General features: G+C 60.3%; 21 protein-coding genes. 15 read left to right on the forward strand and 6 right to left on the reverse strand.

Going from position 1 to position 22,635, the window contains the following annotated elements:
* Positions 1–17 precede the first annotated feature (17 nt).
* Positions 18–1,388 carry a chromosomal replication initiator protein DnaA gene (gene dnaA / locus ACRCYW_RS05365; RefSeq protein WP_438549127.1) on the reverse strand — a complete coding sequence of 457 codons (1,371 nt, stop codon included), beginning with the start codon at positions 1,386–1,388 and terminating at the stop codon, positions 18–20.
* A 310-nt stretch (positions 1,389–1,698) separates the two neighbouring features.
* Between dnaA and ACRCYW_RS05370 the strand changes: the two genes are divergently transcribed.
* From ACRCYW_RS05370 to mnmE, 8 genes are all read left to right on the forward strand, one after another.
* A complete protein-coding gene (locus ACRCYW_RS05370; RefSeq protein ID WP_438549128.1) occupies positions 1,699–2,457 on the forward strand; it encodes an amino acid ABC transporter substrate-binding protein in 759 nt (252 codons plus the stop codon).
* Positions 2,458–3,126: an amino acid ABC transporter permease gene (locus ACRCYW_RS05375; protein ID WP_010672283.1), complete on the forward strand. Its 669-nt coding sequence runs from the start codon at positions 2,458–2,460 to the stop codon at positions 3,124–3,126. It abuts the gene before it with no gap.
* Between the two features lie 9 nt (positions 3,127–3,135).
* Positions 3,136–3,870: an amino acid ABC transporter ATP-binding protein gene (locus ACRCYW_RS05380; protein WP_438549129.1), complete on the forward strand. Its 735-nt coding sequence runs from the start codon at positions 3,136–3,138 to the stop codon at positions 3,868–3,870.
* 270 nt (positions 3,871–4,140) lie between these two features.
* Positions 4,141–4,275 (forward strand): 50S ribosomal protein L34, encoded by a 135-nt coding sequence (gene rpmH, locus ACRCYW_RS05385; protein ID WP_005307156.1) that lies wholly within the window; start codon positions 4,141–4,143, stop codon positions 4,273–4,275.
* Positions 4,275–4,634: a ribonuclease P protein component gene (gene rnpA / locus ACRCYW_RS05390; RefSeq protein WP_438549130.1), complete on the forward strand. Its 360-nt coding sequence runs from the start codon at positions 4,275–4,277 to the stop codon at positions 4,632–4,634. Before rpmH ends, rnpA begins: the two co-directional genes overlap by 1 nt.
* Entirely contained in the window at positions 4,601–4,849 is a 249-nt protein-coding gene (yidD, locus tag ACRCYW_RS05395) for a membrane protein insertion efficiency factor YidD (protein ID WP_010672280.1), read from the forward strand. Before rnpA ends, yidD begins: the two co-directional genes overlap by 34 nt.
* 5 nt (positions 4,850–4,854) lie before the next feature.
* Positions 4,855–6,501, forward strand: coding sequence for a membrane protein insertase YidC (yidC, locus tag ACRCYW_RS05400; protein WP_438549131.1), 1,647 nt, complete (start codon positions 4,855–4,857; stop codon positions 6,499–6,501).
* 85 nt (positions 6,502–6,586) lie between these two features.
* Positions 6,587–7,948 (forward strand): tRNA uridine-5-carboxymethylaminomethyl(34) synthesis GTPase MnmE, encoded by a 1,362-nt coding sequence (gene mnmE, locus ACRCYW_RS05405; RefSeq protein WP_438549132.1) that lies wholly within the window; start codon positions 6,587–6,589, stop codon positions 7,946–7,948.
* Positions 7,949–8,020: 72 nt separating this feature from the next.
* Here mnmE and fhuB read toward each other — a convergent pair whose 3' ends face one another.
* Genes fhuB through ACRCYW_RS05430 form a run of 5 tightly spaced genes read right to left on the reverse strand, consistent with a single transcriptional unit; the run spans position 8,021 to position 15,611 of the window.
* On the reverse strand, positions 8,021–10,003 hold the full coding sequence (gene fhuB / locus ACRCYW_RS05410; protein ID WP_438549133.1) for a Fe(3+)-hydroxamate ABC transporter permease FhuB: 1,983 nt from the start codon (positions 10,001–10,003) through the stop codon (positions 8,021–8,023).
* Positions 10,000–10,971: an ABC transporter substrate-binding protein gene (locus ACRCYW_RS05415; RefSeq protein ID WP_438549134.1), complete on the reverse strand. Its 972-nt coding sequence runs from the start codon at positions 10,969–10,971 to the stop codon at positions 10,000–10,002. Before ACRCYW_RS05415 ends, fhuB begins: the two co-directional genes overlap by 4 nt.
* An 11-nt stretch (positions 10,972–10,982) precedes the next feature.
* Positions 10,983–11,747 (reverse strand): ATP-binding cassette domain-containing protein, encoded by a 765-nt coding sequence (locus tag ACRCYW_RS05420; RefSeq protein ID WP_438549135.1) that lies wholly within the window; start codon positions 11,745–11,747, stop codon positions 10,983–10,985.
* A 45-nt stretch (positions 11,748–11,792) separates the two neighbouring features.
* The gene (locus ACRCYW_RS05425) at positions 11,793–13,439 is read right to left on the reverse strand and encodes a multidrug ABC transporter permease/ATP-binding protein (RefSeq protein ID WP_438549136.1); all 1,647 of its coding nucleotides are present in this window, start codon (positions 13,437–13,439) and stop codon (positions 11,793–11,795) included.
* Positions 13,440–13,499: 60 nt separating this feature from the next.
* Positions 13,500–15,611, reverse strand: coding sequence for a TonB-dependent siderophore receptor (locus ACRCYW_RS05430; RefSeq protein WP_438549137.1), 2,112 nt, complete (start codon positions 15,609–15,611; stop codon positions 13,500–13,502).
* Between the two features lie 383 nt (positions 15,612–15,994).
* On the opposite strand from ACRCYW_RS05430, the gene mioC reads away from it, so the two are divergent.
* The 7 genes from mioC to atpB all read left to right on the forward strand — a co-directional run bounded on the left by mioC (position 15,995) and on the right by atpB (position 22,613).
* On the forward strand, positions 15,995–16,444 hold the full coding sequence (gene mioC, locus ACRCYW_RS05435) for an FMN-binding protein MioC (protein ID WP_438549138.1): 450 nt from the start codon (positions 15,995–15,997) through the stop codon (positions 16,442–16,444).
* A 507-nt stretch (positions 16,445–16,951) separates the two neighbouring features.
* Positions 16,952–18,841: a tRNA uridine-5-carboxymethylaminomethyl(34) synthesis enzyme MnmG gene (gene mnmG / locus ACRCYW_RS05440; protein WP_438549139.1), complete on the forward strand. Its 1,890-nt coding sequence runs from the start codon at positions 16,952–16,954 to the stop codon at positions 18,839–18,841.
* A gap of 20 nt (positions 18,842–18,861) precedes the next feature.
* Positions 18,862–19,488 carry a 16S rRNA (guanine(527)-N(7))-methyltransferase RsmG gene (gene rsmG, locus ACRCYW_RS05445; protein WP_438549140.1) on the forward strand — a complete coding sequence of 209 codons (627 nt, stop codon included), beginning with the start codon at positions 18,862–18,864 and terminating at the stop codon, positions 19,486–19,488.
* A 27-nt stretch (positions 19,489–19,515) separates the two neighbouring features.
* A complete protein-coding gene (locus ACRCYW_RS05450) occupies positions 19,516–20,319 on the forward strand; it encodes a ParA family protein (protein ID WP_438549141.1) in 804 nt (267 codons plus the stop codon).
* On the forward strand, positions 20,316–21,224 hold the full coding sequence (locus ACRCYW_RS05455; RefSeq protein WP_438549142.1) for a ParB/RepB/Spo0J family partition protein: 909 nt from the start codon (positions 20,316–20,318) through the stop codon (positions 21,222–21,224). The genes ACRCYW_RS05450 and ACRCYW_RS05455 overlap by 4 nt, the downstream gene beginning before the upstream one ends.
* 190 nt (positions 21,225–21,414) lie before the next feature.
* Complete coding sequence (locus ACRCYW_RS05460) at positions 21,415–21,825, forward strand: ATP synthase subunit I (protein ID WP_438549143.1); 411 nt, start codon at positions 21,415–21,417, stop codon at positions 21,823–21,825.
* A gap of 8 nt (positions 21,826–21,833) precedes the next feature.
* A complete protein-coding gene (gene atpB / locus ACRCYW_RS05465; RefSeq protein ID WP_349920427.1) occupies positions 21,834–22,613 on the forward strand; it encodes a F0F1 ATP synthase subunit A in 780 nt (259 codons plus the stop codon).
* Positions 22,614–22,635: the final 22 nt, after the last annotated feature.

The raw sequence follows: 22,635 nt of genomic DNA on the forward strand, positions 1-22,635 counted from the left end.
TCCACTCTGTTCCGTGATCAGGAAGAAAGGGTGCGGATCAGGTTGGAATAGTCTTCCTTGATGTCGTGACTCTCCTCCTTCAGCTGCTCTATCTTGCGGCAGGCATGAAGAACTGTGGTGTGGTCACGGCCACCGAAGGCATCCCCGATTTCCGGCAAGCTGTGGTTCGTCAGCTCCTTAGCCAGGGCCATCGCCAACTGGCGCGGGCGGGCAACGGAGCGCGAGCGGCGCTTGGACAGCAGATCCGCCAGCTTGATCTTGTAGTACTCCGCCACCGTCTTCTGGATGTTGTCGATGGTGACCAGCTTCTCCTGCAACGCCAGCAGGTCCCGCAGCGCCTCGCGCACGAAGTCGATGTTGATGGCGCGGCCGGTGAAGTTCGCGTTGGCGATCACCCGGTTGAGGGCCCCTTCCAGCTCACGGACGTTGGATCTCAGTCGCTTGGCGATGAAGAAGGCCACTTCGTCCGGCAAGTGGATCTGGTTCTCGTCCGCCTTGCGCATCAGGATCGCGACACGGGTTTCCAGCTCGGGCGGTTCGATCGCCACGGTCAGGCCCCAGCCGAAGCGGGACTTGAGGCGATCCTCCACCCCGTTGATCTCCTTCGGATAGCGATCCGAGGTCAGGATTATCTGCTGGTTGCCCTCGAGCAGGGCGTTGAAGGTGTGGAAGAACTCCTCCTGGGAGCGCTCCTTGTTCGCGAAAAACTGGATGTCATCGATGAGCAGGGCATCGACGCTACGGTAATAACGCTTGAACTCTTCAATGGCGTTATTCTGCAGCGCCTTCACCATGTCCTGAACGAAACGCTCGGAGTGCATGTAGATGACTTTGGCGTCTTTCTTGCGATCCTTGATGGCGTTGCCGACGGCGTGCAGCAGGTGGGTCTTGCCCAGACCGGTGCCACCGTAAAGGAACAGCGGGTTGTAGGCGCCGCCCGGATTGTCGGCCACCTGACGGGCCGCCGCACGCGCCAACTGGTTGGACTTACCCTCGACGAAATTCTCGAAGGTATAGTTCACGTTGGTGTTGCTCTTGTGATTCGGCTCCGGCTTGGTTTCCGTCTTGCTTTCCCAGCTCTTGTGAGAGTTATTCACAGGCTCGGCACCGCGCGCCGGCACTCTGGCGACCGCAACGGGATGGGGACGATTACCGATGTCAAAACGCAGGGTGGGAGCATCCGCACCGCACAGCTCGTTGATGATGCCGTTGACCCGGAGCAGGTACTTGTCCCGTACCCAGTCCAGGACGAAGCGATTCGGTGCATACAGGGTCAGAGTATTGTCACTCAACTCCGCTTGAAGCGGCCGGATCCACATGCTGAATTCTGCCGAGGGCAACTCATCTTGCAGCCGGTTAAGGCACTGCTGCCATAGCGAAGCAGTCACTCTAGACTCCCGTCAATTGATTAAGTAAAGACCGGCTATTCTACGTTTTTAGCGGCTGGATCTCCAGTTGCCGCCGCGCGGATCCAGCAAATAAGATCCTTGACTTTCAAGGATCCAGCGACCCAGGATCTTAATTCATCCCCAAAGTTACCCACAGCCCTTGACCGGCGATGTGGACAGAATGATTCGGTATTGCCCTGGTTATTTTATATAACCAAATATCATTTATTCTTTATATTTTATTCCAATAACATCAGCGCCGACCCGTGATTACAACTAAAAATACAGAACTACAGAGAGAGGAATCCCCATGAAAACCACTATCAAGCTGATTTCCGGCGCCGCCATTCTGCTGGCCAGTCTGTCCGGCCAGGCCATCGCCCAGGAAACCATCAAGGTCGGCATGTCCGGCAAGTATTTCCCGTTCACCTTCGTCAAGCAGGACAAGCTGCAGGGCTTCGAGGTGGACATGTGGAACCAGATCGGTGAGCGCACCGGTTACAAGGTGGAGTTCGTCACCGCCAGCTTCTCCGGCCTGTTCGGCATGCTGGAAACCGGCCGCGTCGACACCATCTCCAACCAGATCACCATCACCGACGAGCGCAAGGCCAAGTACGACTTCTCCCAGCCTTATGTGTATGACGGTGCCCAGATCGTGGTTCGCAAGGGCAACAGCACCATCAACGGCTTCAAGGATCTGGCTGGCAAGAAGGTCGCCGTCAACCTCGGCTCCAACTTCGAAGAGCTGCTGCGCAAGAACGATCCAGAGAAAAAGATCGACATCCGCACCTATGACTCCGCCTTCGAGCAGGATGTCGCCCTGGGCCGTATCGATGCCTTCGTGATGGACCGCGTCTCCACCGCCCAGCTGATCAAGGAATCCAAGCTGCCGCTGCAACAGGCTGGCGCACCGTTCGAAACCATCGAAAACGCCCTGCCCTTCCTGAAGACCCCGGAGAAGCAGGCCCTGCTGAAGAAGGTCGACGACGCCCTGACCGCCATGCGTAAAGACGGCTCCCTGACCAAGATCTCCGAAAAATGGTTCGCAGCGGACATCACTAACAAATAAATGATGGAATTCGACCTCGAGTACACGCTAGGGCTGTTTCCCATCCTGCTCAAATACCTGGGCACCACGATGGAAATGGCCCTGTGGGGATTCGTATTGGCACTCGTACTGTCGCTGATCCTGGCGATAGTGCGGGTGTTTCGCGTTCCCGCACTTCACTGGCTGGCGATGCTGTATATCTCCTTCTTCCGGGGGACACCCCTGCTCGTCCAGCTGTTCCTGCTCTATTACGGCCTGCCGCAACTCTTCCCCATCTTCGTGGGAATGGATGCCTTTACCGCCGCCATCATAGGCCTGACCCTGCACTTCGCCGCCTACATGGCCGAGTCGATCCGGGCTGCCATCCTCGGCATCCACAAGAGCCAGATGGAAGCAGCCCTCAGCATCGGCATGAGCCGGCTGCAGGCGATGCAGCGGATCATACTGCCCCAGGCAGCCCGCATAGCGACGCCGTCCCTGATGAACTACTTCATCGACATGATCAAGAGCACCTCCCTGGCCTTCACCCTGGGCGTCGCGGAGATCATGGGCAAGGCCCAGATGGAAGCAGCCTCCTCCTTCAAGTTCTTCGAGAGCTTCATGGCAGTGGCCCTGATCTACTGGGTGGTGGTCATCTTCTTCACCCGCTTGCAGCATCTGCTGGAAGTGCGCCTCAACCGAGCCTATTAAGGAGGGCCCTTGATCAAATTAAACGGTCTATCCAAGGCCTTCCACGGTAATCAGGTGCTCAACGGCATCGATCTGGAGGTCAAGAAGGGGGAGATTGTCGTCATCATAGGCCCCTCCGGGACCGGCAAGTCGACCCTGCTGCGCTGCCTCAACCTGCTGGAGACGCCGGATGCGGGCCAGCTCGCCATCGACGACCTGCAACTGGATCTGGCCCATGCCAGCGAGCAGCAGGCCATCGAGCTGCGCAAGCGCGCCTCCTTCGTGTTCCAGAACTATGCCCTGTTCGCCAACAAGACGGCCCTGGACAACATCGCCGAGGGCCTCATCACCGTCTGGAAGCAGCCCAAGGCAGAGGCCCGCGCCACCGCCCTCGGCATCCTCAAGGACATTGGCCTCGCCGACAAGCAGGATGCCTACCCGGCGTCCCTCTCCGGCGGTCAGCAGCAGCGGGTCGGCATCGGCCGTGCCATGGCGGCCCACTCCAAGGTGATCCTGTTCGATGAGCCCACTTCGGCACTGGATCCCGAATGGGTCGACGAGGTACTGGGTCTGATGAAACAGCTCGCTCGCCAGCACCAGACCATGGTGGTGGTGACCCACGAGATAGAGTTCGCCCGGGATGTCGCCGATCGGGTGATCTTCATGGAGGGGGGCCGGATCGTGGAACAGGGCCCGCCGAGTCAGATATTGGTCGATCCCAAGGATCCCCGCACCCGGGAGTTCTTGCGGAAAGTGCTTAACTAGCTCTCTCTTTGGCGGCTCTGCCGCCTTTTTTCTTGGCGGATCCTTGTTTAACCCCGGGTTGCCAGTATAATTCGGGGCCCTTGATCCTTCGGATCCTGTCGGCTTTCACTGCCTCTTTCGGGAGTCAGGGCAAGATGAGGGGATACGGCGGATTGACGAGAAGCTGAACTCTGTTTAGAATTCGGCCTCTTTTGCTAGTCGTCACACGCTATAGCTGGCGCGTCGGCTAAGTGTGACAATCAAAACTGTACAGAAATACGGAATCGAATCATGAAACGTACTTTTCAACCGTCCAACCTGAAGCGCAAGCGCTCTCACGGTTTCCGCGCTCGCATGGCTACTGCCAACGGTCGCAAAGTTCTGGCCGCTCGTCGTGCCAAGGGTCGTGCCCGCCTGGTAGTCTAATGCCTACCCAGCACACCTTCTCTCGGGAGTTACGTCTGTTAACTCCCGAACACTTCAAACGCGTTTTCGCCGAGCCTGTCCGGGCCGCTTCTCCGCAAATTACGCTTCTTGCTTGCCCCAATTCCCTCGAACACCCCCGTCTTGGCCTCGCTGTGCCCAAAAAAGCGCTCAAGCGTGCCGTCTGGCGTAACCGTGTCAAACGAGTGGTACGGGAGAGCTTCCGCCTCAATCAAACCAACCTGCCCGCTATCGACATCGTCGTGATCGCCAAGGGTGGCGTCAAAGAGATGGATAACGAGGAGCTGTTCAAGTTACTGGAAAAGCTATGGCGCACTCTGTCACGCCGTTGCAATGGGTAGCCATCAAACTGATACGCCTGTATCAGCTAATCATTAGTCCCCTGCTCGGGCCGCGCTGCCGTTTCACTCCGACTTGTTCCCAATTTGCGATAGAAGCAATCCGACTTCACGGTTTCATAAAAGGCGTTTGGTTAGCTAGCAAACGTCTATTAAAATGCCATCCCTTATCCGAGGGTGGTTATGACCCGGTTCCGCAACCAAAGCGAAGAAACTGAAGACTATGGAATCACAACGCAATTTACTCCTGATCGGTTTGCTGTTCGTGAGCTTCTTGCTCTGGCAACAGTGGGAGTCCGACAAGGCTCCGAAGCCGGCCCCGACGACCGTGGCCCAAACCGAACATTTCGTACCTGAAGCCGGTCAGACCGGTGATATTCCTCAGGTTTCCGAGCAAGCCAACGCCACCGCCGCACGCAAGCTGATCACCGTCACCTCCGACGTGCTCAAGCTGACCTTGGACACCCAGGGCGGTGATATCGTCTCTGCCGAACTGCTGGCCCACAAGCTGGAAGAGGGCAAGGATCAGCCGTTCACCCTGCTGACCAGTCAGCCGGCGCATCTCTACGTTGCCCAGAGCGGCCTGGTGGGCCGTAACGGTCCGGATAGCCAGCCAGAGGGTCGTCCCACCTACGAAGCCGCCCAGACCAGCTACCAGCTGGCCGAGGGTCAGGATCAGGTCGTGGTCCCCATGACCTGGACCGACAGCAAGGGCGTGGTCTTCACCAAGGAGTTCGTGCTCAAACGCGGTGACTACGCCGTCGGTGTCGACTACAAGATCGACAACAAGTCTGCCGAACCGGTTCAGGTGCAGTTCTATGGTCAGCTGAAGCAGACCATGACCACGCCAAAGGATCAGGAAGGTCATGCCATGGTGGCCAGCGCCTACCGTGGTGGCGCCTTCTCCAGCGAAGATACCCGCTACAAGAAGTACACCTTCAGCGAGATGCAGGACGCCGACCTGAACAAGACCACCAAGGGTGGTTGGGTCGCCATGCTGCAACACTACTTCGTCTCCGCCTGGGCACCGAACGCCAACGACAGCAACAGCTTCTACAGCCGTGTGATCCCGGGTAAAGACCAGGCCATCATCGGCTACAAGGCGCCCCTGGTTGACGTCGCCGCTGGCCAACAGGCCGAAGTGACCAGCCAGCTGTGGATCGGTCCCAAGCTGCAAGACCAGATGGCCAAGGTGGCAAACCACCTGGATCTGACCGTCGACTACGGCTGGCTCTGGTTCATCGCCCAACCGCTGCACTGGCTGCTGACCGTGTTCCACGGTTTCGTCCAGAACTGGGGTGTGGCCATCATCATGCTGACCCTGCTGGTGCGCGGCATCATGTTCCCGCTGACCAAGGCCCAGTACACCTCCATGGCCAAGATGCGCATGCTGCAGCCCAAGCTGGCGGCGCTCAAGGAACGCTTCGGTGACGATCGCCAGAAGATGTCCCAGGGCATGATGGAGCTGTACAAGAAGGAGAAGGTCAACCCGCTCGGAGGCTGTCTGCCGATCCTGGTGCAGATGCCCATCTTCATCGCCCTCTACTGGGCTCTGATGGAATCTGTCGAGCTGCGCCACGCACCGTTCGCCCTGTGGATCACCGACCTGTCGGTGAAGGACCCCTTCTTCGTGCTGCCGATCCTCATGGGTGCTTCCATGTGGTACCTGCAGAAGATGAGCCCGACCACCATCACGGACCCGATGCAGCAGAAGGTGATGCAGTTCATGCCGATCATCTTCACCTTCATGTTCCTCTGGTTCCCGGCCGGCCTGACCCTGTACTGGCTGGTGAGCAACGTCATCTCCATCATCCAGCAGACCATCATCTACCGTCAGCTGGAGAAGAAAGGCCTGCACTCTCGCAGCTAATCTTCCCCGATGACAAAAGAGGCGGCCTTCGGGCCGCCTTTTTTATTACAATGTCCGCAATCACCGAACTGACGAGCCAAGCAAGATGACAACAGATACGATCGTGGCCCAGGCCACCGCCCCCGGCCGGGGTGGCGTCGGCATAGTCCGGGTCTCCGGCCCCGCCGCCGAGCGCGTCGCCGAGATAGTGCTCGGCAGAGTGCCGAGGGTTCGTTACGCCGAATACCTGCCGTTCAATGACGAACAGGGCCAGCCGCTGGATCAGGGTATAGCCCTGCTGTTCAAGGCCCCCAACAGCTTCACCGGCGAAGACGTGCTGGAGCTGCAGGGTCACGGTGGCCCCGTCATCCTGGACATGCTGATCCGCCGCATCCTGCAGATCGAGGGCCTGCGCCCCGCCCGCCCTGGCGAGTTCAGCGAACGCGCCTTCCTCAACGACAAGCTGGATCTGGCCCAGGCCGAGGCAATCGCCGATCTCATCGAGGCCTCAAGCGAGCAGGCCGCCCGCAGCGCCATGCACTCCCTGCAGGGCCAGTTCTCCGGCAAGGTGCAGCAGCTGGTGGAGAGCCTCACCCGGCTGCGCATCTATGTGGAGGCCGCCATCGACTTCCCGGATGAGGAGATAGACTTCCTCTCCGACGGCAAGGTGGCCGGCGATCTGTACGCCATCATGGCGTCGCTGGAGGACGTACGCGGGGAAGCCAAGCAGGGCGCCCTGCTGCGGGAGGGGATGAAAGTGGTGATCGCCGGTCGTCCCAACGCCGGCAAGTCCAGCCTGCTCAACGCCCTGGCCGGGCGCGAGTCCGCCATCGTCACCGAGATCGCCGGCACCACCCGCGACGTGCTGCGCGAGCACATCCACCTGGACGGAATGCCGCTGCACATCATCGACACCGCCGGCCTGCGGGACACCCAGGACAAGGTGGAGCAGATCGGCATAGAGCGGGCCTGGGCCGAGATCGAGCAGGCCGACCGGGTGCTCTTCATGGTGGACGGCACTACCACCGATGCCGTGGATCCCCACGAGATCTGGCCGGAGTTTGTCGATCGCCTGCCAAAAAACATCGGCCTCACGGTCGTGCGCAACAAGGCGGATCTGACCGGTGAGGATCTGGCGCCGAGCCAGGAGCAAGGCCACGCCGTCTACCGCATCTCCGCCAAGACGGAGCTGGGTCTGCCTGCCCTGCGTGAGCATCTGAAGGCCTGCATGGGCTTTCAAGGCAATACCGAGGGAGGCTTTATGGCCCGTCGCCGCCATCTGGATGCGCTGGAGCGCGCCGCCGAACGGCTGCTAGTGGCGAAAGAGCAGCTGGAGGTGTTCGTGGCCGGTGAGCTGGTGGCCGAGGAGCTGCGCCTGGCGCAGGAGTCCCTGTCCGAGATCACCGGTGAGTTCAGCTCGGACGATCTGCTGGGCCGCATCTTCTCCAGCTTCTGCATCGGCAAGTAAGCCGCAGCGCGGCCACAAAAAAGCCCGGGAGATCTTCCCGGGCTTTTTATTGTGCATTTTTCGATCTAAAAGCTAGAGCCGGCGCAGGCACCACATGAAGTAAGCGCCCCCTAACAGGGTGGAAACCAGACCGACCGGCACCTCCTGCGGGAAGAGGATCTGCTGGCCAACCCAGTCAGCCGACACCATCAAGAGGGCGCCGCAACCCGCGGCACCCAGCAGGTGCCAGCGCGCCCGCACCAGCCCCATCAGCCTGGCCATGTGCGGCGCCAGCAGGCCGGCGAAGGAGAGCGGCCCGATGACCATGGTCGCACTGGCGGTGAGCACGGCCACCAGCAGCAGGATCACCAGCTGGGCACGGCTGAGGCGCACACCCAGTGCCGTCGCCACCGCAGGACCCATGGGCATCAGATCCAGCCAGCGGCTCACCAGCAGGCAGATCCCCAGCATCACCACCGCCAGCACGGCCAGCGCCAGGGCCACAGGCTGGGTGACGTAATAGGTGGAGCCGGACATCCAGGAGAGCAGTTGCTGCACCCTCAGGTTGCCGTTGGCCAGGGCTATGGCCTGCAGCGGCTCGAACAGGGCCGCGATGGCGATGCCGGTCAGCAGGAGTCGCTCCGGCTGGAAACCGTTCTTGCGGTTGATCACGACCAGCAGCAACAGGCTGCCGAAGGCCCCCAGCACGCCCCCAAGAGGGATCATGGCCAGCGGCAGGGTCGGCAGCAGCAAGGCGGTGGCGATCACCCCCATGAAGGTACCACCGCTCACCCCGAGCAGTTCGGGGCTCGCCATGGGATTGTTGCTGACCCGCTGCAACAGGGTTCCCGCCAGGGCCAGCAGCACGCCGGCCGCCCCCGCCGCCAGGGTGCGCGGCAGGCGCCACTCCAGCTGAGCCTCCCACCTGAGCCAGCTCGGCCAGCTCCAGCCATGCATCCCCTGACCGAACAGCAGGGAGGCCAGCATGGCGAGCAGCAGCCCCATCCCCAGCAAGGCGAGGAAGCGCCCGGGAGCCGGGTGCCGTGCCACCGTCAGCCCGCTGGCGCCCCTCGGCGTCACCGACTTGAAGGTGAGGCGCGGGATCAGCCAGAGCAGCAGCGGCGCCCCCAGCAGGGCCGTCATGGCCCCGGTCGGGATCAGCACAGGCCAGAAGCGGGTCAGGGATTGTAGCAACAGGTCGGTGGCCGCCAGCAACAAGGCCCCCAGCACGGGGGCCCACAGCAGCCGCAGGCCGAGTCGTCTCACCCCCAGCATGCGCACCAGGACGGGGGCCGCCAGCCCGACGAAGCCGATGATCCCCACCACGCTCACCACGCAGGCGGTGAGGAAGACGGCGAGGGCGAGCCCGGCGAGGCGCAGGTGTTTGAGGGAAACCCCCAGGCTGCGGGCACTGGCGTCATCCAGCTCCAACACAGCCAGGGGGCGGGCCAGCAGCGCCGCCAGTACGGCGGACACCAGCAGCCGCGGCAACAGGTAACCGACGCCGCTCCAGCTGGTCTGGGCCAGAGAGCCGCTGCCCCATACCAGCAGCCCCTTGAGCTCTTCCTGGAAGAACAGCAAGAGCCCCAGGCTGACGGCCGCCAGATAGAGGTTGATCACTAGGCCCGCGAACACTATGACCACGGGGTTGAGCTGTCGGCGCCAGGCTAGGGCGAACACCAGCCCCATGGCGAGACTGCCACCCGCCATGGCGATCCACTCGCGCCCGACCAGCAGCCAGCTCGGGGCGAACAGGGTCACCACCATCAGCGCCAGCTGGGCACCCGAGGAGACCCCGAGGGTGGTGGGCGAGGCGAGCGGGTTGCGCAGCACCTGTTGCAGCAGGGTGCCCGCTAGACCCAGGGAAGCGCCGGCCAGCAGGCAGACGGCGAGGCGTGGCAACCAGCTGAAGTGGACCAGTGCCTGGCGGGCATCGTCCAGCTGCGGCGAGAAGAGGGATTGCCACCAGAGGGAATCCGGCAGCTGGTGCGCCAGATCCCAGCCGGCCAGGGTCAGGGTCAGCAGCAGCAGAGCCAGGCCGGGGCGCAGCAGGGAGGCGGGAAGGATCTGATTCATTGAACGGCTCCCAGAGTAGCCAAGCCGGATGGGGACTCTGCTCGCAGGGCCCCGCTCAGCAGGTCGGCGAAACGGCGGGCGGCAAGCAGGCCACCGAAGCTCCAGACGGCGGGCAGGTGCACGACCTCGCCCTGCTTCACCAGAGGCAGGTGCTGCCAGAGGCCCGGCTCCTGCAAGCGCTCACTCACCCCTACCGGAATGGGGTCGATGACCACCAGCCTAGCGGTCGGCAGGGAAATAAACTGCTCCAGGCTCACCACGGAGAAGCCCCAGGCATTGGTCTCCCCCTGCCAGGTGTTGCGCAGCCCCAGCCGCTGCAGCACGGCGTCGAACAGGCTGTGGCGGCCAAACACCCGCACGTGGCGCTCATCGATAAATTGCACCATCAACAGGGGAGGCAGATATCTGGGAAGTTGTCCCTTCATCCACTCGAGATCCCGCTCCAGGGTGGCGAGCTGCCGTTCGGCCTCCGGACGCTTACCCACCAGGTCGGCTATGGTCAGGGTCGCCTCGTGCAGCCGTTGCCACAGATCCGCATCGGGCTCATAGAGGGTGATGGATTGCACCGGCGCTATCTGGGACAGGGTCGGTTCCAGCGAGGCCATCAGCGGGGAGATGAGGATGAGATCGGGTTTGAGCTCCGCCAGCAACTCGCGATTGGGCTGCATGCGCAGGCCGATGTCCACCACCCCGGCGGGAAGCTCGGGCTCCCCGACCCAGGCACGATAGGAGCCCACATCCCCCATGGCCAGCGGCGTGACGCCGAGGGCCAGCAGGGTCTCCGCCACCGTCCAGTCGACGGTAGCGATCCGAGGGATGGATTGAACGCCAGGTACGGTATCACCCCCGTGCCCAGACTCGACTGAGGGGATGCGAGACGCAGGCTCCACCGGGGCAACCGGCTCGGCCTGCAACATCAATGGGGCCAGCAGACAGCAGAGCCAGCCCGTTTTCTTCAATAGATGCATCGGGCCCCCGCTCAGATGATGGCGATGTTGTGATCGTGGGCCGGGTGGCGTATCACGGCCATGGGAATGCCATAGATGGCCTGCAGGGTCTCGCTGGTCATGATCTGCGAGGCGTCCCCATGGACCAGCAGCCGACCGCCGTGCAGGGCCACCAGCTGATCGCAGAAGCGGGAGGCCATGTTGATGTCGTGGATGACGATGATGACCCCCAGGTTGAGCTGACGGCTCAACTGCCTGACAAGCGTAAGCACCTCCACCTGATGGGCCACGTCCAGGGCGGCCAGCGGCTCGTCCAGCAGGATGAAGCGGCTCTCCTGGGCCAGCAGCATGGCCAGCCAGACCCGGCCCCGCTCCCCGCCGGACAGGGTATCCACCAGCCGATCCGCGAACGCCTCGGTATGGGTGAGGGCGATGGCCTGCTCCACCTGACGATGGTCCTCCTCCCGCATCCGTCCCAGCAGGCCGCGCCAGGGATAACGCCCCATCTCCACCAGCTCGCGGCCGAGCAGGCTCTCGGCGCTCGGCAGATGTTGGGGCAGATAGGCGACCTGGCGGGCGAAGTCCCGATTGCTCCAGTCGCTCAGCGACTTGTCGTCGAACAGGATCTCGCCGCCGCTCAGGGGCTGCTGGCGGGCCAGCAACTTGAGCAGGGTGGATTTGCCCGAACCGTTGTGACCGATGAGGCCATAGACCTGACCCTGCTCGAAGCGCAGATCGGTCGGTTGCAGTAGCTGGCGGTCATTGACCGCGAAGCTGGCGGATTTCATCTCAAACATAATCTGTTCCTGTGCTGGCCTGATGCCAGTCTGTCGGTGCCAGCATCAGACCGGCACGTCGCTGTCCAGATGGGCGACGGCATCCCGGCTCACCTGCTCCCGGCGCTCGCCGGTCAGCTCGGTTAGCTGGCCCTGACGCATCTCCAGCAGGCGGTCGGCCAGGGGGAAGTAGAGATCGTCGTGGCTGATGGCGATCACCGTCTTGCCCATCTCCTTCAGGCGCGGCAGCAGCACCTGATAGAAGATGCGGCGGAACTGGGGATCCTGATCCGCGGCCCATTCGTCGAACAGCATCACCTCCCGCTGCTCCGCCAGGGCCAGCAACAGGGCGACCCGTTTGCGCTGCCCCTGGGAGAGCTCGATGTTGGTGATGAAGTCCTGCTCGATCACCAGCTTGCTGCCCATCTGCAGCCGCTCCAGCCACTCATTGATCAGCGCCTGCCTGGGCTCGGGCCCCAGCAGGTGCTGGAACAGGTGGTAATCGGTAAAGATGGCGGAGAAGAGCGCCAGGTAGGCGTTGCGATCCGCCACGGGTTCGCCGTCCAGCAGGATCCGCCCGGACACAGGCTGGTACAGCCCGGTCAGCAACATGGCCAGGGTCGACTTGCCGGATCCATTGCCGCCGATGATGAAGATCTGCTCCCCCTTCTCGATGGTGAGATTGACGGGTCCGACCGCGAAGCCGCCCTCCCCCTGATAGTGAAAGCTCACCTCCTCCAGCTGGATCCGCTGCCAGGCTCGCGGTGCGGGTGGCAAGGGGAACTCGGGATCCGGTTCAGCCAACGTCAGGGTCGCTATCTTGTCGAACGCCACCTGGGCGGAGATCAGGGTCGGCAGGGCGCCGATCCCCTGCAAGAGGGGGGTGCGCAGGAATAGCAGGGTCAGGGCGAAGGTGGCGGCCACATTGGTATTGGCCCATCCCAGGCCGTTGGCCAGGAAGAACACCAGGCCGATGGCCCCCAGCATCATGATGTTCGACCAGTTCACCGCGCTCAGGTGGTAGGTGTCGGCGCGGATGATCTCCTGACGATAGTCCTTCGCATTGCGCTCATAGAGCCGGTGGTAGACGAAGTGGGCGCGCTCCCGATTGAGCGCCAGCTCCTTGCTGCCAGCGATGATGGACTGATAGTTCTGGTAGAGCTTGTCTTCCGCCAGACGCATGCGCGACAGGTGGCGATAGACACGGTTCACCAGCAGCCAGCCCACCACCATGGTGAAGGTGACCCAGAGGGCGGTCACGACGAGCAGGGATGGCGACAACCAACCGAGGTAGAGGGCGGAGCCTATGGTGAGCACCAGCCCCTGCACCAGCTCTGGCAGGCGCACGAAGGCGATGGTGATCTGGCCGATGTCGCTGGACAGAGAGGCCAGCAGCGGCCCCTGCCCTATCTGGCGAATACGGGCGACGTCGGTGTCCAGCAACTGCTTGAGCAGCCGGCCGCGCAAGCGGTAGACGAAGTGGTGACCGAGGGTGGTCAGGGCCAATTGGGAGCCGAGCGTGATCACCAGCAGCAGCAGAATGAGGCCGAGAAGCTGGCCAAGGATCGGCAGCGGATCCCCAACTGACTCGATAAGCGATTGATTGATAAAGGCGATAACACCTATGCCGCTCACAGCACTGAGCAGGCTTAACAAGGTGATAGCGATGAAGGGCCAACGATATTGGCGGTAAACCAGCGACAAGAGTTCCATGACGAGCCTGCGTACAAAAAGAAAGAGGGCGGGAGCTCATGCCCCCGCCCGCCTTGTATCTTACCAGCGGTAGTTGATGGAGCCGACTATGCTGCGCTCCTCACCGTAGTAGCAGTAGTAGTCACAGCTTGCGACATAGGTGTCGTCCAGCAGGTTGTTGACGTTGAGTTGGGCCCGCCAGTTCTTGGCGAAGTCATACCCGATCATCGCATCCCACACCGTCTGGGCCGGCACTTCTGCGGAGCCATAGATGGGGTTGTAGCTGGCATCGACGGCACCTATGCCGACGCTGGAGCCGATGTAACGCACGCCGGTGCCCACTTCCAGGCCGGAGACCGGACCCTGTTGCACCTTGTAGTTGCCCCAGAAGGAGGCCTGGTGACGGGGGATCAGGCTGGCACGACGGTCACCATCACCTGTGTCGTTGGTCTTGGCATCGGTATAGGTATAGGCAGCGGTCAGGCGCAGCGCCTCGGTGGCCTGCACGCTTCCTTCCAGTTCCACGCCCTGGGAGGTGACTTTGCCCGCCTGGGTCTGCTGGCCGGAACCGGTGGAGACCAGGGAGTTGGTCTGCTCCAGATCGAACAGGGCCAGGTTGATGTAGCCATCGAGGAAGCCGGGCGTGTACTTGATGCCGGTCTCATACAGCTTGCCTTCCAGCGGCTTGTAGGAGTTCTTGGTGTTCGGGTCTATGCCAGGCAGCACCTCGAACGACTCCGCATAGGCGAAGTAGGGGGAAATACCGTTGTCAAACAGGTACATCAAGCTGCCGGAGAGCGAGAGGTTGTCATCGTACTGCTTCTCGTTCTTGCTGGCGGCTTCGCTGATGTTGTGGGTCTCCACATAGTCGAAGCGGCCACCGGCGGTCAGCAGCCAGCGGTCGTCCCAGCGGATCTGATGCTGGGCATAGAGGCCGCTCTGGCCCTTGGTATTCTTCTGATAGGTCGCGGTGGACTCATCGAAGCCAGGGAAGCCACTGTAATCCGGATGCATGGTGTCGATAGAACCCATGCCGTAATTGTCGGCCTCGACCCCTTCATTCACGTGACGCTGCAGATCGATCCCCATCAGCAGGGTCTGCTCGGTGCGATCCGTGTTCCAGTAACCCACCATCTGGTTGTCCATGGTGATGCTCTTGGTATCGCCGTCACGGTAGACCAGACCACGGTAGGCGGTGGTGCCTTCGTAAGTCGGGAAGATATAGGTCTGGCGCAGCAGCAGATCGTTGTAGTTGAAGCGGACGTTCTGCTTGAACTCCCAGGTGTTGTTGAACTGGTGGGCCAGCTCATAACCGGCGGAGATCTGGGTGTTGCGGTTGCGATCGTAATCCGGCTGACTCAGGTTGGTGCTGGGATCGATCTGGCCCCCTTCGGTATTGAGGGTGCCGTAGACCGGGAAGAAGCCGTTGGTCGGCACCCCTTCGTCGTGCAGGAAGCTGGCCAGCAGGGTGAGGCTGGTGCGATCCGAGATGTCCAGGGTCACGCTCGGCGCCAGATAGGCGCGCTCGTTGTAGGTACCGTCCAGCACCCCATCACGCTCCTTATAGAGCGCAACCATGCGATAGCGGCTGTTGTCCGTCAGATCGTCGGAGAAATCGATGCCGACCTGGCGCAGATCCCGGTTGCCGAGCTGCACGTCTACCAGACCCTGGGGGGTGGCGGTCGGGCGCTTGCTGACGGAGTTGATCACGCCGCCGGGAGGGGCTTCACCGTAGAGGATGGAGGCTGGCCCCTTGAGCACTTCCACACTCTCCAGACCGAAGGTCTCTGGGGTCCACACGTAGTAGCCGGTGCTGAACAGACGGTTGCCATCCAGGTATTGAGCCGCGTCGAAGCCACGCACCTTGAACCAGTTGGTGTTGTTGTCCGAGCCATAGAGGCCGGTGAGCACGCCGGAGCGATAGCGCACAGACTCGTCGAGCTGCTGCACGGCGTGCTGATCCATCTCCTCGCGATTGACCACGGAGACGGCGCGCGGGGTCTCGGCCATGGGCACTTCGACCTTCATGGCGTTGGCGGTCACCACCATGGTCTCGCTCGCCTTGGGCAACTCTTTTTCAGCTTGTTCGGCAGCCAGCACCGGCAGACCAGCCAACAAACAGGAGAGCGGCAGCAGGTGCTGTACCACTCTCTTTCGCATCACTGCGTGGGGGATATTTTTTTGCGCAATCATATTAAGTGTCTCAAATAAAAAGAGTTATTTTTGGTTTCTTATTATGGGTGCCCAATACTGCCGGTTTGCCCGACTCCTTAGGCGAATAAATCACCGCAATGCTACTACAAGAGCCGTGATCGAATCGATTCATTAATTGCTAATCATTTGCATCTGCATTGTTACCAAACGTATCGATTAGACGTTTTTTTGAGCATTGGGATTCATTCATGCATGACTGGCGGTGAGAGGCATCCGGGCAGCAGAAAGCATCGGTGGCAGGAGTGTTTTTCATCGCCAAAAGCCGAAAGGATCCTTATCCCCAAGCTTTATCCATATTTATCCACATCCTTTGGCGGTAGAATCCCGGTTCCGCGTTTTCCGTATTTTTCAGGATCCATTCCATGGCCAAACTCAATCTCGTCGTCGGCTCCATGCTGGGGGCAGCCGAATATGTCGCCGATCATGTTGCCAGCCTGCTGGAACAGGCGGGACATCAACCCAGGATCCACAACCCGGCCAGCCTGGCCGAGGTGCTGGCAGAGCCGGATGCGATCCTGTTGGTGATCACCTCCACCCACGGTGCCGGCGATGTCCCCGACAACCTGCAACCTTTCGCCAAGGATCTTGCCGACCAGAAGCCGGATCTCAATGGGCTGAAATATGGCGTCATCGCGCTGGGCGACAGCAGCTATGACACCTTCTGCCAGGGTGGCAGGACCCTGGATCGGCTGCTGGCCGAGTGCGGCGCCAGCCGGATCGGCGATCGTCTCGACATCGATGTGACCCAGCACGAGATCCCGGAAGATGCCGCCGAAGCCTGGATCCAGGACTGGATGGCGTTGATCGCGTAAAAACGAGGGGGAGATCCGCTTAGTCACACCTGATCTCCCCGCTTATCCCCAGATCCCTATCCACCAGGTTATTAACAGCCCAGCCTGAACCGGGCTTTCTACCTGAACAAGAAATAAAACCGGATCGCCTGTGCATAACCATAGGGTTAAGCGCTGTAAAACCTATAGTTATTCATGTATTAGATCCGATGTGGTTTCTCTTTGTGAATAAAACCCCCAGTTATCCCCCCGTTCAAGGCCCTGGGATCCAAGCTTTTCCACAAGCTGGGATCCGCCTTAACCGGATGATCTTTATGATCAAAAAGTGCTTATCAACAGAAACGGCGGATCCTAATAAAAGATCCAACAAAAGATCGATCTAAAGATCCTTAAGATCTATTTAGTGGATCCTTGATCCATACTGATCCCGAACTAGACGTTCCCCTCAGGATACGAAACGGATAGAATGATCCGCCCTCCAGACCAGGCAAACAAAGATCTTCAGGCGTGCAGATCAAGGTGATCCCAATGCAATACCATGAACAATTTGATGTGATCGTCGTCGGTGGCGGTCACGCAGGAACCGAAGCAGCCACCGCGGCCGCCCGTATGGGCCTTAATACGCTGTTGCTGACTCACAACATCGATACGCTGGGACACATGTCTTGCAACCCGGCCATCGGCGGGATCGGTAAGGGACACTTGGTCAAGGAAGTTGACGCCCTCGGCGGGATCATGGCGCGTGCCATCGATCTTGGCGGGATCCAGTTCCGCACCCTCAACTCCTCCAAAGGCCCGGCCGTGCGCGCCACCCGTGCACAGGCGGATCGTCTGCTTTACAAGGCAGTAGTACGCCAGACGCTGGAGAACTACCCGAACCTGAAGATCTTCCAGCAAGCCTGTGACGATCTCGTCATGGACGGGGATCGCGTCGCCGGTGTGGTGACCCAGAGCGGGATCCGCATCAGCGCCAAGACTGTGGTACTCACCGTCGGCACCTTCCTGAACGGCCTGATCCACATCGGCATGGAGAACTACAAGGGCGGCCGCGCCGGTGATCCTCCCTCGATCGCCCTGGCCCAGCGCCTGCGGGAGATGCCGCTGCGCATCGATCGCCTCAAGACAGGCACGCCGCCGCGCATCGATGCCCGTACCGTCGATTTCTCCGTGATGCAGCAACAGCACGGTGATGATCCTCGCCCGGTCTTCTCCTTCATAGGCGATGCCAGCCAGCATCCACGCCAGGTCCCCTGCTACGTCACTCATACCAATGAGCAGACCCACGAGGTGATCCGCAACAATCTGGATCGCAGCCCCATGTACGCCGGGGTGATCGAGGGGATAGGCCCGCGCTACTGCCCGTCCATCGAAGACAAGATCACCCGTTTTGCCGACAAGACGGCACACCAGATCTTCGTCGAGCCGGAAGGGCTGACGACCCACGAACTCTATCCGAACGGGATCTCCACCAGCCTGCCGTTCGACGTGCAGGTGCAGATCGTCCGTTCGATCCGCGGCTTCGAGAATGCTCACATCACCCGTCCGGGTTACGCCATCGAATACGACTTCTTCGATCCGCGGGATCTCAAGGCGAACATGGAGAGCAAGTGCATCGAGAACCTCTTCTTCGCCGGCCAGATCAACGGCACCACGGGTTATGAAGAAGCCGCCGCTCAGGGCTTGATGGCCGGTCTCAACGCCGGTCTGCGCGCCCAGGGCAAGGAAGCCTGGCATCCGCGCCGGGATCAGGCCTACATGGGCGTTATGATGGACGACCTCTCCACCCTGGGAACCCGCGAACCCTACCGCATGTTCACCAGCCGCGCCGAATACCGGCTGCTGCTGCGTGAAGACAACGCCGACCTGCGCCTGACCGGTATAGGCCGGGAACTGGGGCTGGTGGACGACGAGCGCTGGAGCAAGTTCAACGCCAAGATGGAACAGGTGGAGCAGGAGCGCCAACGCATGCGCTCGACCTGGATCCACCCGCAACATCCGTCCCTGGAAGCTGTCAATGCCCTGGTCAACACCCCCCTTACCCGCGAGCAGAGCCTGGAAGAGCTGCTGCGCCGCCCAGAGGTGACCTACGATGCCCTGATGGCCATCGACGGAGTCGGCCCTGCGCTGGCAGATCCGGCCGCCGCCGATCAGGTGGAGATCCAGATCAAGTACGCCGGCTACATCGAACGTCAGCACGACGAGGTGGAGAAGCAGCTGCGCAACGAGAACACCCTGTTGCCGCTGGACATGAACTACCGCGACGTGAACGGCCTCTCCAACGAGGTGATCGCCAAGCTGAACGATGCCAAGCCAGAGACCATAGGTCAGGCCTCCCGCATCTCCGGCATCACCCCGGCCGCCATCTCCATCCTGCTGGTTCACCTGAAGAAGCACGGTTTGCTGCGTAAAACCGCCTGAGGAATTTCCCGTTGGAAAACATGCTGGAAAGACTGAACGGCCTGCTCATGCAGGCCGGTATTGTTATCACTGATACCCAAAAGAGTCAGTTGGTTCGCCTGGTCGAGTTGCTGCACAAGTGGAACAAGGCTTACAATCTCACCTCGGTGCGTGAGCCGGACGCCATGCTGGTCAAGCATATTCTCGACAGCCTGGTGGTAAGCCCTCACCTCAAGGGTGAGCGTTTCATCGATGTGGGCACTGGCCCCGGCCTGCCGGGTTTGCCGCTCGCCATCATCAATCCGGACAAGCAGTTCGTGCTGCTCGACAGCCTGGGCAAGCGGATCAACTTCATCCGCCAGGTGATCCTGGAGCTGGGGCTGACCAACGTGACGCCGGTTAAATCCCGGGTTGAGGAGTATCAGCCCGAGACGGGGTTTGATGGCGTGCTGAGCCGAGCCTTTGCCTCGCTGGAAGACATGCTGGGCTGGTGTCATCATCTGCCCTCGGCAGAAGGCAGTTTCCTGGCGCTCAAGGGGCAATACCCCGAGCAGGAACTGGCCCAGTTGCCTGCCAGCATCCAGCTGGTCGCCACCCACAAGCTGGTGGTGCCTGAGCTGGACGGCGAGCGCCATCTGCTGGAGTTTAAAGCCATTCAGCCCGAATAGGGCCGCCGTATTCATTTAGGGGATAGTGTGGGAAAAGTCATTGCCATAGCCAACCAGAAGGGTGGAGTGGGGAAAACCACCACCTGTGTGAATCTGGCCGCCTCCATGGCTGCCACCCGGCGCAAGGTGCTGGTGATCGATCTGGATCCGCAGGGCAATGCCACCATGGGCAGCGGGATCGACAAGTACGAAGTCGAACGCACCGCCTATGAACTGCTGATCGACGATGCCCCCATCGGCGAGGTCATCATCCCCGAGACTTCGGGGGGCTATCACCTCATCGCCGCCAATGCCGACGTCACCGCCGCCGAAATCCGTCTGATGGAATTCTTTGCCCGCGAGATCCGCCTGCGCAATGCGTTGGCCTCGGTGCGGGACAAATACGACTACGTCTTCATCGACTGCCCCCCTTCCCTCAACATGCTGACGGTCAACGCCATGGCCGCCGCCGATTCCGTGCTGGTGCCCATGCAGTGCGAGTACTACGCGCTGGAGGGGCTCACCGCCCTGGTGGATACCATCAGCAAGCTGGCCGCCGTGGTGAATCCCGAGCTGAAGATCGAAGGGGTGCTGCGCACCATGTTCGATCACCGCAACCGTCTGGCCAATGATGTGTCCGATCAGCTGAAACAGCATTTTGGTGACCGGGTCTATCGCACCATCATTCCTCGCAACGTGCGACTGGCGGAGGCGCCGAGCTTCGGTGCCCCGGCCATGCATTACGACAAATCATCGGTGGGGGCCAAGGCCTATCTGGCGCTGGCAGGCGAGATCCTGCGCCGTCAGGAGCAGGAGTGCCAGCCGATCACCGCAGACCGAGAGAGCCTATGACTCCGAAGAAACGTGGACTGGGCAAGGGACTGGACGCCCTGCTCAGCACCAGCACGGCCGCTCGCCAGAAACAGGTGATGAGCGATCAGCGTACCGAGCAGGCCATGGCGCCCACCAACCAGGGTGAGCTGCGCAAGCTGCCGGTGGAGTGGCTGCAGTCCGGCAAGTATCAGCCGCGCAAGGATATGTCGCAGGATGCGCTGGAAGATCTGGCCAACTCCATTCGGGCGCAAGGTGTGATTCAGCCCATAGTGGTACGCTCCATCGGTGAGCATCGCTTCGAGATCATCGCCGGTGAGCGGCGCTGGCGTGCCTCCCAGCTCGCCCGGCTCGAGGTGGTCCCCTGCCTGGTCAAGGACGTGCCGGACGAGGCGGCGGTGGCCATCGCGCTGATTGAGAACATCCAGCGTGAGGATCTCAACGCCATCGAAGAAGCGGTGGCCCTGCAGCGGCTGCTGACCGAGTTCGAACTGACCCACCAGCAGGTGGCGGAGGCGGTGGGCAAGTCTCGCACCACGGTGACCAACCTGCTGCGGCTCAACCAGCTCAACGAGGACGTGAAGCGCTTCGTGGAGCACGGCGATCTCGACATGGGCCATGCCCGCGCCCTGCTGGCGCTGAGCGGTCCGGCCCAGTCCGAGCTGGCCAAACTGGTCGCCCAGAAGGGGCTGACCGTGCGAGATACCGAAAAACTGGTGCAAAAGACCCTGGAACCGGCAAAAACCAAGGTTGAGCCCGTCCGCGATCCCCAGTTTGGTTACATCGAACGCCAGATTTCGGAAAAAATTGGCAATCAGGTGCAACTTCAGCCGGGCAAGCAGGATAGCGGTAAGTTAGTAATTAGTTACGATAACTTAGCGGATTTGGACCGTATACTGTGCTATTTCGGCCTGTCAGAATCGTGATTTTTACGCTTTTTGTAGTAATAAAACATCCATTCCTTTCGTTATGAACATAACCTTAATTCTGCACGGAAAGCCGCAAAAATTAAGGATTTTTGCCGTGTTGCAATAGCTGACTTCACGGGTATAATTTGACCGGCTTTTCGAGCTGTAAACGCGGGGTCTTCGGATCCCGATTTTTTACAGTTCTGTAATGTTCAGGGGTAGGTTGGTGAAACAGAAAAGAGCCTTGGAAGGTTTGACGCTAGCCATGGCTATGCTCGTTTGTCAGCTCATCCTGATCCTGGCTATCGGTACCGTCTGGTTTTATCTGGAGGGTCCGTTCGCCGGACAATCCTCTCTCTACGGAGGGGGGATGTACTGGGTTCCTCAGGCCCTGTTCACGCTCTGGGTTCTGCGCCGCAAGGTGACGAAGGAGAGTGTGGGTCTGGTTTTGGGGGACTTTTATGGTGGGGCAGGGATTAAGCTCGTTACTACAGCAGGACTTTTCGCCCTGGTGTTTGGCTCCGGGATCGAGGTCAACACAGTCTCGTTCTTCGTCACTTATATCCTCGCCCTCGTTGTACAGTGGATAGTTTCATTCACGCTTAACAACCACTATTAGGAAAACTCATGTCTGCAACCGGAGAAGTCCTGACTCCTCAGGGATATATCTCCCACCACCTGACCCATCTGCAAGTCGGGTCCGGGTTCTGGACGGTGAATATCGATTCCATGATATTTTCCGTCGTGCTAGGCGCCCTGTTTATCTGGTTGTTCCGCAGCGTGGCCGTCAAGGCTACCAGCGGTGTGCCCGGTAAGCTGCAGTGCTTTGTGGAGATGCTGGTCGAGTTTGTGAATGGTAACGTCAAAGACATCTTTCATGGTCGCAACAAGGTCATCGCACCTCTGGCCCTGACGGTGTTTGTGTGGATCTTCCTGATGAACCTGATGGATCTGATCCCCGTTGACTTTATCCCTCACGCTGCACAGTTGATGGGTGTTCCCTATCTGCGTGTGGTTCCCTCTGCTGACGTTAACATCACCATGTCCATGGCTTTGGGCGTGTTCTTCTTGATCCTGTACTACAGCATCAAGGTCAAGGGTATCAGCGGGTTCGTGAAGGAGCTGACGCTTCAGCCTTTCAACCACCCTGCTGCCATCCCGGTTAACTTCATCCTTGAAACCGTCACGTTGATTTCCAAGCCTGTTTCATTGGGTCTGCGACTGTTCGGCAACATGTATGCTGGCGAACTGATCTTTATCCTGATTGCGGGTTTGTTACCCTGGTGGTCACAGTGGATCCTGTCCGTGCCTTGGGCAATTTTCCACATCCTGATCATCACTTTGCAGGCGTTTATCTTCATGGTTCTGACCATCGTCTATCTGTCGATGGCACAAGAAGACCATTGATGATGCAACTCAAATAATCCTT

Source organism: Aeromonas sp. (genome assembly GCF_051657805.1).
Taxonomy (GTDB): domain Bacteria; phylum Pseudomonadota; class Gammaproteobacteria; order Enterobacterales; family Aeromonadaceae; genus Aeromonas.